Source organism: Limnobaculum zhutongyuii, from assembly GCF_004295645.1.
GTDB lineage: Bacteria > Pseudomonadota > Gammaproteobacteria > Enterobacterales > Enterobacteriaceae > Limnobaculum > Limnobaculum zhutongyuii.
In genome coordinates, this window is the sequence record NZ_CP034752.1 from 1118555 (window position 1) to 1132432 (window position 13878).

The following is a 13878-nucleotide window of genomic DNA, read 5'->3' on the forward strand; positions in this document are numbered from 1 at the left end:
TTTACCGTTGTTATATTTATGGCTACATTGAGTCTTACTTATCTGATTGAAACAGGAAGACGTTTCTATATTATTATTTCAACTCTTTCATGAATTGATTCAGTTTTAATCACGGCTAAAATACCAAAACCCCAGCACCGCCTACTATGGCGGTGTTTTCAATTTTATTGGGGTTTAAATCATGTCGTTATTAAAAAGTGTCCGCCAACATCGTTTACTGACCTGGGCGTTAGCCACCGTCATCCTGCTCGGCGTTATCGCCGTTCTGTCACCACAGCAGTTACCTGTCACCCTCTATAAGCTTTCTCTGGTCTCCTTAGCTGCGGTGATCGGGTATCACTTAGACCGGGCATTATTTCCTTATGCCAGCCCCGGTAGTTACTTGGTTGATAACTGGAAAGCTATCAGTGCTCACCCGATTAACGGAGTGGATAAACTTGAACCTGAATACCCGGTAATTAGTGGTTATCAGCGTATCTTCGCCGCTGTTCTGTTACGCCGGGCGATTGTCGTCATGGCCGTTATTCTTGGCGTAACACTGGGGCTGTAATCATGAGAGCCGTTATCTTATTCATCTTATTGATAACGGCCTGTCACCCGGTGCTGGCTTCAACAATACCGGCTGATGCGGCCCGTTATAAGCGCGACCTTATCCGCGTTTCTCATGCTGAATGGGGACTGGATGCACCGGTAGCCACTTTCGCTGCCCAAATCCATCAAGAAAGCCGCTGGCGCACTGATGCCCGTTCGCCAGTCGGTGCTATCGGCTTAGCTCAGTTCATGCCAGGAACATCAAAGTGGATTGCCGGTACCTATCCTGATCGCCTCGACGGTAATCAACCCTATAACCCGATGTGGGCTCTACAAGCGCTGGTTATCTATAACCGATGGCATTACCAGCGTATCTCCGCGCAGACCGATTGTGACCGCTGGGCCTTCACGCTAAGCGCCTACAACGGTGGTTTGGGTTGGGTTCAACGTGACAAGAAGAAGGCAGCGGCTCAGGGACTTGATGCCAGCCGTTATTGGGGCTCGGTTGAGTATGTTAATGCCGGGCGCAGCGCTGCCAACTTTAAGGAAAATCGGGGTTATCCAGAGCGAATCATTAACCGCTGGCAACCGCTATATCAGGATGCTGGCTGGGGGGGCGGTGTATGCGATTAAGAACGATATACCTCATTTTCAGCGTTATTGCTCTGGTGCTGGGTTTCTCCCGCTATTACTACCAACAGGGATTATCCCAAGGCCAATTGGATTGCGCTCAAGGTAAAGCTGAATCGGCACAAAGCCAGTTGAGTCAGTTTGTATCTGCCAGCCAGCAGTTGGCAACTAATGCAAACCGAGCCAGCAAAACCCTGTCGGTAAAAATAGCGGCCCGAACGGCTGCTGACCAACATAGTACTCAGGAGATCCGCTATGTACTTAAAACCGTTACTCGCAATCGCTGTGAGTTTCCTCCTGATGTCATGCACCAACTTGAACAGGCCAGACTACGAGCCAATCAGGCTGCTACCAGCGGCATTGGCAGTGGGCTGTCTCCCTCTGCCAGCACCGGAGAACAACGGTGATGACGCTATCGTTATTGCATTAAAACAGGCTTATGACGGCTATGGCCTGTGTGCCGGGCGCTACGTTGAGTTACTTAATTATCTACAGGATTCAGACGATGGACGACATTGATCGCGCTAGTGAGCTGGAAACTCAGCAACGGGAACGCGCACTAATAGCACGTAATCAGCAGCCAAAAGGCATTGGCAGCCTAACATGCCTAGCTTGTGGTGACGCTATACCAGAAAAGCGCCGCCAGTTACTGCCAAGCACAACCCTCTGTGTTGACTGCCAGCAGATGGAAGAAAAAAGGATGAGACGATGAACTTCACTGATATGAATTTTAGCTTCAGTGCCATGCAATGGTTAGTCACAGCGGCCATCGGTATCTATTCATGGCTGATGAGTCGGCAATCTGCCAGCGGTAAGGAACTGTTAGAACTCCGAACCCGGATTATTGCCCTGGAAGAGCAGATCCGCCATACCCCGTCACAGAATCTGGTAAATGATTTACATGGGGATATGAAAGCCATCCGGGCAGAAATGCAAGGTATGCGTGAAACCATGCAACCGCTAGTAAAAGGGCTTGATCGCGTTAATGACTACCTGATGAGGAGCAAGCAATCATGAGTTATGCCGAGTTTTTAAGAGAAGACCAACGGTTAGTGATGTTGCGATTACTGGCAGAACTGCCCGCATACAGCGCTAACAGTTCAGTTTTATACAGCGCTTTAAGCCAGTATGGCCATTATCCCAGCCGTGATGCTATCAAAAGTGAATTGTACTGGCTTCAGGAACAAGGTCTGGTGTCATTGAATGATATTGGTACGGTTGTTGTAGCAACTCTCACACCAAGAGGTCTTGATGTCTCTTCAGGCCGTGCCATTGTGCCTGGCGTGAAGCGTCCGGGGGCTTAATCATGGGACGTAAATCCACCATCCACAAACTTGATCCTTCTGTTCGTAGTCATATTGAACAGTTGCTACGCGATGACCGACTAACGCTGGATGAAATGTTGGAGAATATCAGGGCTAAATACCCACAAACTGATGCACCAAGCCGTTCTAGTCTCTACCGCTACCGTGCTGGCTTTGAGGAAATGACTCAAAGCCTAAGGGAAATAGAGACCGCATCCCGCGTTCTGGTTGATGAACTGGGGGATGGTATTGGTGATAAAGCCGGTGCGCTATTAGCTCAGGCAGTAACAACTTTGGCCACCCGAGCAGCCTTCAATGCCCACGAGCGCGATGATATTTCAATTAAAGAAGTGGGTGAGCTATCTCGTGCAGCTAGAGCAGCCATGCAGGCCCGAACCATGAGCCTCAAAGAGCGTCAGGAAATTGAGAAAGTCACTCGAGATAAGCTCTTGCGTGAGCAAGAGTCAAACCTTCAAAAAGAAGCGAAAGCTCAAGGGCTGGATGAGAATGCCGTTCAATTCTGGCGTGAGAAAATCTTGGGGATCAAGTGATGAAGCCGCTAGCCTCAACCTTACGTGTTATTGAATGGGACGAATTACCGTCCCGTGCGCGTGATATTCCCAATAACTTTAACCCAACGGCTGAGGGTGTGCTGATGGCGCACCAGATTGAGGTTTTGAAGATTAAAACCTCTATTCTCGCCGTACCTAAAGGGAGACGTACCGGTATTACCTTTGCCTTTGGCTTTGAGGCGGTACTGACAGCGGCATCACAGAAAGCGATTGGGGGTATGGATGTCTTCTATATCGGTGATACCAAGGAAAAAGGCTTAGAGTTCATTGGGTACTGTGCCAAATTCTCCCGTGTTATTGCGGAACAGCAAAGTGCTTCAGTTTCCAGCATCGAAGAGTTCTTATTTGAAGATCAGGATGAGAACGGTAAAACCCGCCATATAACCGCTTACCGTATCCGCTATTCATCCGGTTATCAGGTTGTCGCACTCTCATCCCGCCCAGCGAATATCCGAGGTTTACAAGGGTTGGTTATTATTGATGAAGCGGCATTCCATCAAGATGTTCAAGGGGTACTGGATGCAGCTACTGCCCTGCTAATTTGGGGTGGGCGCATTATCGTTATCTCTTCCCACAAGGGTAAAAGTAATCCATTCAATCAGTTTGTTAATGATATTGAAAATGGTCTTTATGGGCCTGATGCCTCTGTATATCGGGTGACGTTTGATGATGCTGTGGCGAACGGACTCTTTGAGCGCGTTTGTTTCATGAAAGGTGAAGTCCCAACAGTCGAAAGCAAAAAAGCCTGGTATACCCGGATTCGTAACGCGTATGGCCCCCGTAAAGCGGCAATGCGTGAGGAACTTGATGCTATTCCGCGTGATGGTAATGGTGTGTGTATTCCGGGTGTCTGGATTGAAAACGCCATGCCACCCAGTCCCGATCGCGTGGTGCTACGTCTGGTTCTGGATGATGACTTTGCTAAAAAGCCCATGTTTGAGCGAACCGCTTTTGCTGAAGACTGGATCAAGCGTTATCTAGATCCGGTTATCGCTAGGTTAGATAAAAACTTACGTTATTCCTTTGGTGATGACTTTGCCCGGCATCGTGACTTTTCATCCATTTTACTGATGGCCACCTTGCCAAACCTTTACCGTGATGTGCCCCTAATTATCGAAATGCACAAGGTGCCCACTCGCCAGCAGGAGCAAATCCTCTGGCATTTACTCCGGGCTATTCAACGCTTCTCTGGTGCGATGGATGCTACCGGCCCCGGCCAGACATTGGCTGAATATACCGCTGACGAATTTGGTCATGACCGCATTGCTCAGGTCAGTTTAAGCCGCTCATGGTATGGCACGTGGATGCCTAAGATGATCCAGGGATTTGAGGACGGCATTATCACCTTACCCGCTGACGATAACGTCAAACAGGATATTCACTCCATAGAAGAGATTGACGGTATTCCTATGCTGTCGTCTGTTCGCAAAGAAGATTTGAAAGAACCAGAGCTCTATCGCCATGGTGACACGGCCATTGCACTGGTTTTAGCCTGGTATGCCTCCATTGAAATGAGTAAAGGCCCGGTCAAGGCCCATTCACGTGGTAAACGGGCAACCACACAACTGTTAAAAGGATACAAATAATGAGTCAGGGTATTTGGGTTAGTCCGAATGAGTTTGTCTCTTTCTCCGAGCTAAACAGACCATCCAAAGAGGCTGTAGCGACCCGTTCACGCGTTAATGGCTCATTAGGGATTAGTGGAAAATTACAAAATCCCGATCTTGTCCTGCGTAAAATGGGCAAAAGTATCGAGGTTTATCGTGATTTGACGGCTGATGCTCACGTAGGTGGTTGCGTTCGTCGCCGTAAGTCAGCCGTTCTTGCCCTTGAATACGGTTTTGACCGGGAACAGTCACAAACGCAGGTCGCAGACTTTGTTGAAAAGGTCTTTTCTAAGCTAAAAATGAGAACCGTCATCAGTGATGCATTAGATGCACCACTCTATGGCTACACTCCGCTTGAGGTGATGTGGTCTGATGTTGATGACAAGATTGTGCCGGTGGACGTAGTGGCCAAGCCTGCGGAGTGGTTTTTCTTTGATGATGAAAACCGTCTGCGTATGCGTACCAAAGAGGATAAAGACGGTATTTTATTACCTGAGCGTAAGTTTATCTTAGTTCGCCAAGATGCTACCTATGAGAACCCTTACGGCATTGCTGACCTGAGCCGTTGTTTCTGGCCAACCACATTTAAGCGTGGTGGATTCGAGTTCTGGCTCAAGTTTACCGAGAAGTACGGTAGCCCATTCCTGGTCGGTAAACACCCACGCAATACCCATAATACAGAGGTGGATGCGTTACTGGATAGCCTTGAAGCAATGGTTCAGGATGCCGTTGCCGCTATTCCTGACGACAGTTCTATTGAAATCCTAGAAGCCGCAGGTAAAGGCAGCAGCGCCGATATCTATGAACGCCTTATGATGTTCTGCCGTTCTGAAGTCAGTATTGCCCTGACAGGAACGAATCAGACAACGGAAGCCGATACCACCAATGCGAGTGCTCAGGCAGGACTAACAGTGACTGAAGATATCAGGGATGCTGATGCCGAACTGGTGACAGAAGCCATGAACACCTTAACCCGCTGGACCGTTGAGCTCAATTTCTCTGAGGAAGAAGAGCCTCCAGTCTGGTCTATGTGGTCGCCGGAAACGATTGATAAAACTCAAGCCGAACGCGATCAAATCCTTAAAACGGCTGGCGCTAATTTTACCAACGAATACTTCATTCGCGAATATAACTTAAAAGAAGGCGATCTAGGTGAACAGCTTCCACCATCAGCCGGTATGGGCTATCCCTCATTTGCTGAAAAACCGAAAAAGCCCAACGATACCGTGGCAGCTGTCGCAGACCAATTAAGCCGGGAGACTCAACCCATTATTGATGGCTGGATTGAGCGTATTCGCAGTTTTGCAGAGAAAGCCAAGAATATGGAAGAGCTTCAGGAACGGCTATTGGCTGAGTTTGATAATCTGTCTGAAGATGAGCTAGCCCAAGCGATGGCCAGCGCATTTACCGTGATTAACTTACAAGGTCGTGATGAGGTGAATAATGGCCGTTAAAGGTGTTTTCGGGCAAAAGTTTAACCAGCAGAGTGATTACTTCAAACAGAAGCTAGCTATCCCCAGTGAGCGCTGGGATGATATTTCCAGAGAACAGCATGACCATGGTTTTATTGTAGCCGGTGCGATGAAAGCTGATTTGGTTAATGACCTGAAGAAGGCGATGCAAAGTGTTATTGATGAAGGTAAGAGCATCCAGTGGTTCCGTCAGAACTTTGATCAGGTAGTAGAGAAACAAGGTTGGAAAGGCTGGACGGGTGAAGGCAGTAAAGCCGGTAAAGCCTGGCGCACCGAGGTTATCTATACTCAAAACCTGAAATCATCCCATGCAGCGGGTCGTTATGCTCAGCTTACCGACCCAGATGTTTTAGCAGAACGCCCTTACTGGCGTTATCTTCACCGTTCAGTGATTAACCCCAGAGAAGAGCACGCCAAATGGCATAATTTGGTGCTTCCTGCCGATGATCCCTTCTGGGATGAACATTATCCCCCGAACGGTTTCGGGTGTAACTGTATTGTCGAATCCTGTAGTGAGCGGGATTTGAAAAAACTGGGTAAAACCGGCCCGGATACAGCCCCAGCCCGAAAAACTCAGCTTTATACCGATACCAATACCGGTGAACAACGTCTGGTTCCTGAAGGTGTGATGCCCGGATTTGACTATACCCCCGGTAAGAGCGCCACCCAAAATGCCCTGGCAGCCAATAAGCAGAAACTCAATACTCTGGATTCAGCCATTGCCAGAAAGAACGTCGAAAAACTCATTAATTCTGATGTGTTTCTGTCATTTTACAATGGTCGTCTGAAGGGGGAATGGCCTGTGGCTGTGATGAACAGTAAGCAAATGGTCGAAATGGCGGTTAAGAGCCCGGTGCTGACCTTAAGCCGACAATCTATCATGAAGCTACGGACTCAATACCCTGATTTAAGTCCATCTGACTTTCGCCAGCTCCAAACCCAGCTAGATAACGCCCAGTGGCAGCAGAACAGTCAGGGTGAGAGGCAAACCGTTGTGAATATTTCAGGTAAATCGTGGAACGTTCGAGCGAAGCCAACCGCCTCCGGTACCTATATTGAAATGGATCAAGCATAGTTATGGCCAAAATTACCGTACAACTCGACAGTGCGCCGGTTAACCAACTACTGAGCCAGATTGAACAGGCGGGTTTAGACCTGACACCGGTATTTAAAAACATCGGTGAAATCCTGCTTAACAGTACCCGCCGCCGTTTTGAAGTGGGTATGGGGCCATTAGGTGAACAATGGGCCGCAAACAGTGACGTGACGCTGGCCAATAAGCGGGATACCAGGCCACTGATTGGTGATACTCGGAGCCTGTCTACTCAGATTAACTACCAGTCTGATGCTAATCACGTGCTGCTTGGTTCGCTAATGGAGTACGGCGGCACCCAACATTTTGGGGCGAAAAAAGGCCAATATGGTCAAACTCGGTATGGTGTACCTCTGCCCTGGGGGGATATTGAAGCACGGCCCTACATCGGTCTGTCGTCTGAAGATGAGGAAGATATTATTGAATCTGCTGTCTAACCATTTAGCCAGAGCAGCGGGAACATCAGATTAATCGCCAATTTAAGGCGGGCTAAGCTGTTTTCACCTGTTTAACCAGCCTTTATCTGTCTTTGCTCGTTTACATCGCTAAAAGGCTATTATAAATCGATATAGGCCCACTTCAGCCGCCATTCTTATCTACCCTTTACGGATTCGTTAAATCTCTATCTCTCAGTCTCTTATTTAACCCCGATTAAAATCACCAAACCGGATAATTTGACATGGTAGCCATGACTAACAACAGCATGGTGAATATTAATGTCCAAACTTATCCATATCTTTAAGCCTGGTACCCATCAGCCGATGGAAGGCGAACCTATCTCTTTCACCCTGAAAGACTTTGAAGCCACCGTTCGCGCCTACAATATGGATCTGCATGAAGCACCGCTGGTTGTTGGCCACCCGAAACACAATAACCCTGCCTATGGTTGGGTAAAGCAAATGATTGCCACACCTGAAGGGCTCTTCATTGAACCCCATCAGGTTGATGAGGCATTTGCTGAACTCGTCCGTTCTGCCCGATTTAAAAAGATATCACCTTCCTTTTACGAACCGGATGAACCTAGTAATCCAGTACCTGGCGTTTATTACCTGCGCCACGTTGGTTTTCTGGGGGCTATGCCACCTGCCGTAAAGGGGTTGAAGGCGATTGAATTTGCGGATGGTGGACAAGGTATTGTGTGTTTTAACGAAAATCTTAATGAGGATACCAATATGGCTGATGCAGCTAATCCAACCGATAAAAAAGGTTTGCTGGCGCGACTAGTCGCTTTTCTGACTAAAGAGCTGGGTGAAGAAAAGGCCGCTGAAATCATTACCGAAGAAGGTGCTGCCGCTATTCAGGATGCCGGTGCGGATGAAATTTTACCGGAAGTCGCCGCTCAGTTAGTGGCTGTGTCGGAAGAAAATCAGCGATTAAAAGCAGAAAACGAAGAGCTACTGGAACAAGCGGAAGAGCTGGAAATTGATGGTGAGAGTGCTGATTTTGCCGAAGTGATTCGTCGCAAGGTTAAGCCTAGCCACCGTGCAGCCGTTAGAGCCATGCTTAAAGCCGCATCTAAAAAGCGCGGTACCAGTAAGTTGGAATTTAGTGAAGGTGGTAAGAACAAACCGCTTACGCCAGCTCTTCAGGCGTTTATTCGTTCTTTACCTGATGTAGTGGATTTTAGCGAAGTGGCCCGGAAAAGCTCAGCGCCGAAAAAACACCTCTGTTAACCCACTATTAGCTGATGCAGAACGCCGCGCCAGCCGTAATAAGTAGGAGCACCTTAAATTATGACTACCTATAACGAACCGAAAGTATTAAGTGATGTTCTGTTGGTTGAAGTGAAACCGGGTTGGACAAAAGACCGGGGCATGATTGTAGCGGATAAAAAATATGAGCTGGGAACCGTTCTGGCCAAAGTCTCCGGTAAATATTATGCCATTGATTTAGCGGGCACAGGTGCTGCAAAAAAAGCCGCTGCCGTATTGGCACAGCATATCGATACCACGACTGGTGAACGTCTTGGTGCAGTGATTGCACGTGGTGCCGTGGTGGCCATTGATGGTCTGGTGTGGCCTGAAGGTGTTACTGATGCACAAAAGACCACGGCATACACCGAGTTGGAAGCGCTGGGCATTATTGCCAGAGAGCAGCTTTAACCCCTGTTTAGCCACTTAAGGCATAAAGGAAAAAGAGAATGAATTTAGCAGATATGTTTACCGTTACTACGCTAACGGCAGCCATCAATAAAATCCCAGCCATCCCGACCCGTGCGGGTGAATTGGGTATTTTTGAAGAAGAAGGGATTGCCACCACGTCCGTTCTGATTGAAAGCCGTGATGGTCGTTTATTCCTGGTCAAGAATATTGGCCGTGATGAAGATCCAACGCAGGTTAAAAACAGTAAGGCCAAACGCCGTACTTTTGAAACTACCCACTTACCCGCTTCAGCTCAATTGTTACCGTCTGACTTGCAAAACTTTAATTCCTTTGGCGACAACGATGCAACTGACTATCAGGCACAAACCATCAACAATAAGCTGGAAACGATGAAAAACAGCCTGGAAGTCACCCGTGAATTCCAACGTGTTGGTGCCTTGTGTGGCCGTATTTTGGATTCTGATGGCTCCGTTATCTATGACCTGTATAAAGAGTTTGGCGTAACACAAAAAAGCATTGATGTACCTTTCAGCGTAGAAGATACCGATGTCCGTAAGCTTCTAACGGATGCTAAACGCCATAGTGAGTCAAAGCTGACCGGCGCACTGGTGACAGGTTATAAGGCGTTCTGTGGCAAGGACTGGTTTGATGCCTTTGTTGCTCACCCTAATGTACAAAAAGCCTATGCCAACTATCAGGAAGCGGCCGATCGCCTTGGTGGTGATATGCGTAAAGGCTTTACGTTCGGTGGTATCGAATTTGAAGAGTATAACGCCACGGTATCCAATCAAAACTTCCTTTCGGACAAGGTTGCGCGAGTCTTTCCTATCGCCAAAGGCGGTGTCTATAAGATGTACAACGCCCCGGCGAACTACAACGAGACGGTCAACACCATTGGTTTAGCGTTATATGCCAAAGCGGAAGAACGCAGCATGGGTAAAGGCTGGGATTTAGAAGCCCAGGCTAACCCGCTGGCCATTTGTACTTACCCTGAAGCCCTTGTTGAACTGAAGATGAGCTAAGGAAACGGCCATGCGCTACTGCACACTGAGTGATTTGGAACGGGCAGTTCCCAAACAAACGCTAATCTGGCTATCCCACGATGATCCAGCGTCGGAAAATTATGATGCAGCCGTTTTGGAGGATGCGATCAACTATGCAGAAGAGCTGGCAGACGGTTATTTAGTCTCTCGTTACCCTCTGCCATTGTCATCCGTTCCGACCATCATTCGTGATGCAGTAGTGTATCTGGCCCGTTACTGGCTTTATCAGCGCCGTCCTGAAGGGGCTATGCCGGAAGTGGTCAAAGATGGCAAAAAGGATGCCCTGGATACCTTAAGCCAGATCCAGAAAGGTGCCATCTCCCTGAATGTCAAAATAGACGATACCGTGGTTGAAACCAATGCGCCTAGCGTATTTAGAGTTTCGGCATCTAAACGCCTATGGGGAAAGAGCACGCTGGAGAAATGGCGATGAGTATCACGATTGACATCTTAGATGGCATTTTAAACCGATTGAAAGAGGTTCATGGCCGGGAGCTGGCGATCGAGTATTTTCCTGAGCAACCCGCTAACTATCGTCTTAATCATCCTGTTGGAGCAGTACTTATCAGTTATTCCCGCAGCAGCTTTGCGACCAATGAGGCGATAGACAGTACCTGGATGAATCGTGAGATGACCATTCCCCTCACGCTGATGTTTCGCCAGTTACACGGTAAAGCCGGCGTTATCGCTTATCTGGATAAACTGCGATTAACCCTAACCGGCTGGATACCCCCTCACTGTGATGTATCGCTTAAACCTGTCAGTGAGTCCTTTTTGGCTCAGAACGCTGGGGTGTGGCAATACGCTCTGGATTTTACGACCAAGACTAATCAGATACAGGCCGATATGGGCATTTCACCCCATTTGGCTTATGAGGATATTCCATGAAATTTACACCCTATGTGTATCACGGGCCGCAAAGTAGCGTCACTGTACGCTTTATTGACTCTAATGGTACAGAGCAAGAAAAGGACATCATGCTCTATCCGGGCCTTTCTGTAGAGTTACCCAGTGAGCATGAATATACCCAAACGTTAATAGCCCAAAAGCTGTTAACACCACTGGCACCTGTCGCTAAAACCGTCAAAGGTGAGGCGAAAACCAAGGAGCAAAAAGACGATGGCCGCTAACTTCTTACACGGCGTTGAAACCCTTGAAATTGAAAATGGGCCTCGCGCCATCCGTGTGGTTAAATCCGCTGTTATTGGGCTAATTGGTACAGCGCCTTGTGGGCCAGTTAATGATTTAACTCTGTGTTTGTCTGAAAGCGCCGGTGCTGAATTCGGCCCTCGGTTAAGCAATTTCTCTATCCCGTATGCCCTGAAAGCCATTTACGATCATGGTGCCGGTACCGTTTTTATCATTAACGTCCTTGACCCGGATAAACACCGTAATGAGGCCACTGGCCATTCAATAACCTTTGGTGTGAATAATCGGGCCTCTCTACCTCATGCCGCCATTATTTCTGCTGTCGTAAAAGCCGATAACGTCACTCATGTGGTAGATACGGATTACACCATCAATCTGGTCACTGGTGAGTTGATCCGAATGACCACTGGCAGTATTCCGGCAAAAGGCACCGTCATGGTTGACTATACCTATGCCGATCCAAGTAAAGTGACACCGGCTGAGATTATTGGTGCAGTTAATGCGGCTGGAAATCGCACCGGCTTAAATGCGCTGGAAGATGCCTATAACCGATATGGTTTCTTTGCCAAACTCATTATTGCACCGGGCTTTAGTACCTTAAACAGTGTCAGTACTGAGCTGATTGCCGCTGCTGATAAATATGGTGCTATGGCATTAATCGATGCACCGATTGGTACCACGCCTAATCAGGCTATCAGTGGTCGTGGCCCGATGGGTACTATCAACTTTGCGACCTCCAGCGATCGGGCTATTCTCTGTTACCCACATCTGAAGGTCTATGATTCAGCGACCAATAGTAACTTTTTAGAACCAATGTCACAGCGCCAAGCCGGGCTTATGGCCGCAAAAGACCTTGAGCGCGGCTACTGGTGGAGTCCATCCAATACGGAGTTTAAAGGTATTGTCGGTGCTGAACGTTCACTGTCTGCCCGTATTGATGACCCGAATAGTGAAGTCCAATCTTCTGAATGAAAATGGCATCGTGACTGTCTTCAACAGTTTTGGTACCGGTTTACGTTCCTGGGGAAACCGCTCCGCAGCCTGGCCATCGACGACCCATATGAAGAACTTCATCTCCGGTTCGTCGGGTTAAAGACATCATTGATGAGAGTATCCGCTATTCATCCCTACAGTTTGTGGATATGCCCCATCACACAGGCCGTCATTGATGCCATCGTTGAATCGGTCAATCAGTTCTTTAGAAAGCTGATTGGTGATGGCGCACTATTGGGTGGCGAGTGCTGGTATGACGCAGAACGCAACCCTCAAACTCAATTAGAACTGGGAAATGTCCTGTTTCAGTACAAGATGACACCGCCACCACCCATGGAGCGCATCACGTATGAGTCAGAGATTACCGGTGAATATCTTGCAGCCCTGAAAGGAGGTAACTGATTATGGCGGGTTTTCAAGCGCACAGAATTAATAATGCGGCGGTTTATCTTGACGGTAACAGCTATCTGGCAAAAGCATCTGAAGTTGATTTAGGCAGTGTCAAAACGGTCATGTCCGACTTTAACGGCCTTGGACTTGTTGGTGTGATTGAACTGCCCGATGGTTTAGATAAGGTGGAGGGAAAGATAGTCTGGAACTCCCTTTATCAAGATGCCGTCAGTAAAATTGCTACGCCGTTTACAACAGTTTCTCTGCAATGCCGTAGCAATATTGACGTGCATACAAGCCAGGGGTGAGTTGATCAGTTGCCCCTCGTTACACTCATGACGGTAGCATTCAAAGAATACCAACTCGGTAGTTATAAACCCCGAGAGGCGACAACGTTTGAAACACCCTTTAGCGTGACATCAATCAGACAGCTCGTGAATGGGAAAGAGACTTTGATGTTAGATTACCTCACCAATATTTATCGGGTGGATGGTAAAGACCAACTTGCTAAATATCGAGCTAATATTGGCCAATAGTCAGTATTCACATTACTGCTCAAATACCCGGACATGTTCCGGGTGTTTTTTTAAACCCCGCTAAAATAACTGTCAATCAATAAGCTACAGAATCAGGGCTCAATAGTTTTTCCTTTTAGTTCTCTTCTGGAGCCTGAATATGAGCAAGAAAGCTGATTTTCTCACTGATACCAAAATCCCTTTATTACGTTCTCTTACCCTCGGTACCGGCGAAACCCTAAGTGAACTGGTTATGCGTGTACCTACCCGTGGTGACATGCGTAAAGCCCAGCGCCATAGCAAAGAACAGGCTGATTCGGAAACCTTTCTATTTGCTCTTTTGACTGGTCTGACGATGGAAGATATTGATGCACTAACGCTGGCTGATAGCGCTTAGGTATCAAAAACCTTTCGCAACTTATGTGGAGAATCTACCGACGAGTCCTGAAAACTTACAGTCTATCGATGAATGGCTGG

General features: G+C 47.9%; 19 protein-coding genes and 2 pseudogenes. All 21 read left to right on the forward strand.

What is annotated here, in order from left to right:
* Positions 1-181 precede the first annotated feature (181 nt).
* The 21 genes and pseudogenes from EKN56_RS04680 to EKN56_RS04775 all read left to right on the forward strand — a co-directional run bounded on the left by EKN56_RS04680 (position 182) and on the right by EKN56_RS04775 (position 13798).
* Complete coding sequence (locus EKN56_RS04680; protein WP_130590743.1) at positions 182-550, forward strand: putative holin; 369 nt, start codon at positions 182-184, stop codon at positions 548-550.
* A 2-nt stretch (positions 551-552) separates the two neighbouring features.
* Complete coding sequence (locus EKN56_RS04685; protein ID WP_130590744.1) at positions 553-1164, forward strand: transglycosylase SLT domain-containing protein; 612 nt, start codon at positions 553-555, stop codon at positions 1162-1164.
* On the forward strand, positions 1155-1568 hold the full coding sequence (locus EKN56_RS04690) for a hypothetical protein (protein WP_130590745.1): 414 nt from the start codon (positions 1155-1157) through the stop codon (positions 1566-1568). Before EKN56_RS04685 ends, EKN56_RS04690 begins: the two co-directional genes overlap by 10 nt.
* A complete protein-coding gene (locus EKN56_RS20865) occupies positions 1528-1680 on the forward strand; it encodes a hypothetical protein (protein WP_168189566.1) in 153 nt (50 codons plus the stop codon). The genes EKN56_RS04690 and EKN56_RS20865 overlap by 41 nt, the downstream gene beginning before the upstream one ends.
* On the forward strand, positions 1667-1873 hold the full coding sequence (locus EKN56_RS04695; RefSeq protein WP_130590746.1) for a TraR/DksA family transcriptional regulator: 207 nt from the start codon (positions 1667-1669) through the stop codon (positions 1871-1873). The genes EKN56_RS20865 and EKN56_RS04695 overlap by 14 nt, the downstream gene beginning before the upstream one ends.
* The gene (locus tag EKN56_RS04700; protein WP_130590747.1) at positions 1870-2178 is read left to right on the forward strand and encodes a DUF2730 domain-containing protein; all 309 of its coding nucleotides are present in this window, start codon (positions 1870-1872) and stop codon (positions 2176-2178) included. The genes EKN56_RS04695 and EKN56_RS04700 overlap by 4 nt, the downstream gene beginning before the upstream one ends.
* Positions 2175-2465, forward strand: a complete 291-nt coding sequence (locus tag EKN56_RS04705) for a VpaChn25_0724 family phage protein (RefSeq protein WP_130590748.1) — start codon at positions 2175-2177, stop codon at positions 2463-2465. The genes EKN56_RS04700 and EKN56_RS04705 overlap by 4 nt, the downstream gene beginning before the upstream one ends.
* 2 nt (positions 2466-2467) lie before the next feature.
* Positions 2468-3016, forward strand: coding sequence for a phage protein Gp27 family protein (locus tag EKN56_RS04710; protein WP_130590749.1), 549 nt, complete (start codon positions 2468-2470; stop codon positions 3014-3016).
* On the forward strand, positions 3016-4623 hold the full coding sequence (locus EKN56_RS04715) for a hypothetical protein (protein WP_130590750.1): 1608 nt from the start codon (positions 3016-3018) through the stop codon (positions 4621-4623). The genes EKN56_RS04710 and EKN56_RS04715 overlap by 1 nt, the downstream gene beginning before the upstream one ends.
* Positions 4623-6098: a DUF935 domain-containing protein gene (locus EKN56_RS04720; protein ID WP_130590751.1), complete on the forward strand. Its 1476-nt coding sequence runs from the start codon at positions 4623-4625 to the stop codon at positions 6096-6098. Before EKN56_RS04715 ends, EKN56_RS04720 begins: the two co-directional genes overlap by 1 nt.
* Complete coding sequence (locus tag EKN56_RS04725) at positions 6088-7191, forward strand: phage head morphogenesis protein (RefSeq protein WP_130590752.1); 1104 nt, start codon at positions 6088-6090, stop codon at positions 7189-7191. The genes EKN56_RS04720 and EKN56_RS04725 overlap by 11 nt, the downstream gene beginning before the upstream one ends.
* Before the next feature lie 2 nt (positions 7192-7193).
* A complete protein-coding gene (locus EKN56_RS04730; protein WP_130590753.1) occupies positions 7194-7646 on the forward strand; it encodes a phage virion morphogenesis protein in 453 nt (150 codons plus the stop codon).
* Between the two features lie 279 nt (positions 7647-7925).
* On the forward strand, positions 7926-8882 hold the full coding sequence (locus EKN56_RS04735) for a peptidase (protein WP_130590754.1): 957 nt from the start codon (positions 7926-7928) through the stop codon (positions 8880-8882).
* Positions 8883-8942: 60 nt separating this feature from the next.
* Positions 8943-9311 carry a head decoration protein gene (locus EKN56_RS04740; RefSeq protein WP_130590755.1) on the forward strand — a complete coding sequence of 123 codons (369 nt, stop codon included), beginning with the start codon at positions 8943-8945 and terminating at the stop codon, positions 9309-9311.
* Between the two features lie 38 nt (positions 9312-9349).
* Entirely contained in the window at positions 9350-10333 is a 984-nt protein-coding gene (locus EKN56_RS04745; RefSeq protein ID WP_130590756.1) for a major capsid protein, read from the forward strand.
* Between the two features lie 10 nt (positions 10334-10343).
* Positions 10344-10787 carry a gp436 family protein gene (locus EKN56_RS04750; RefSeq protein WP_130590757.1) on the forward strand — a complete coding sequence of 148 codons (444 nt, stop codon included), beginning with the start codon at positions 10344-10346 and terminating at the stop codon, positions 10785-10787.
* Positions 10784-11242 (forward strand): Gp37 family protein, encoded by a 459-nt coding sequence (locus tag EKN56_RS04755; RefSeq protein WP_210405334.1) that lies wholly within the window; start codon positions 10784-10786, stop codon positions 11240-11242. The genes EKN56_RS04750 and EKN56_RS04755 overlap by 4 nt, the downstream gene beginning before the upstream one ends.
* Positions 11239-11484 (forward strand): hypothetical protein, encoded by a 246-nt coding sequence (locus EKN56_RS04760; RefSeq protein ID WP_210405335.1) that lies wholly within the window; start codon positions 11239-11241, stop codon positions 11482-11484. The genes EKN56_RS04755 and EKN56_RS04760 overlap by 4 nt, the downstream gene beginning before the upstream one ends.
* Positions 11474-12898: pseudogene (locus EKN56_RS04765) on the forward strand (phage tail sheath subtilisin-like domain-containing protein). Before EKN56_RS04760 ends, EKN56_RS04765 begins: the two are co-directional and overlap by 11 nt.
* Before the next feature lie 2 nt (positions 12899-12900).
* A pseudogene (locus EKN56_RS04770) lies at positions 12901-13422 on the forward strand (phage major tail tube protein).
* 139 nt (positions 13423-13561) lie between these two features.
* Positions 13562-13798, forward strand: a complete 237-nt coding sequence (locus EKN56_RS04775) for a phage tail assembly protein (protein ID WP_130590759.1) — start codon at positions 13562-13564, stop codon at positions 13796-13798.
* Positions 13799-13878: the final 80 nt, after the last annotated feature.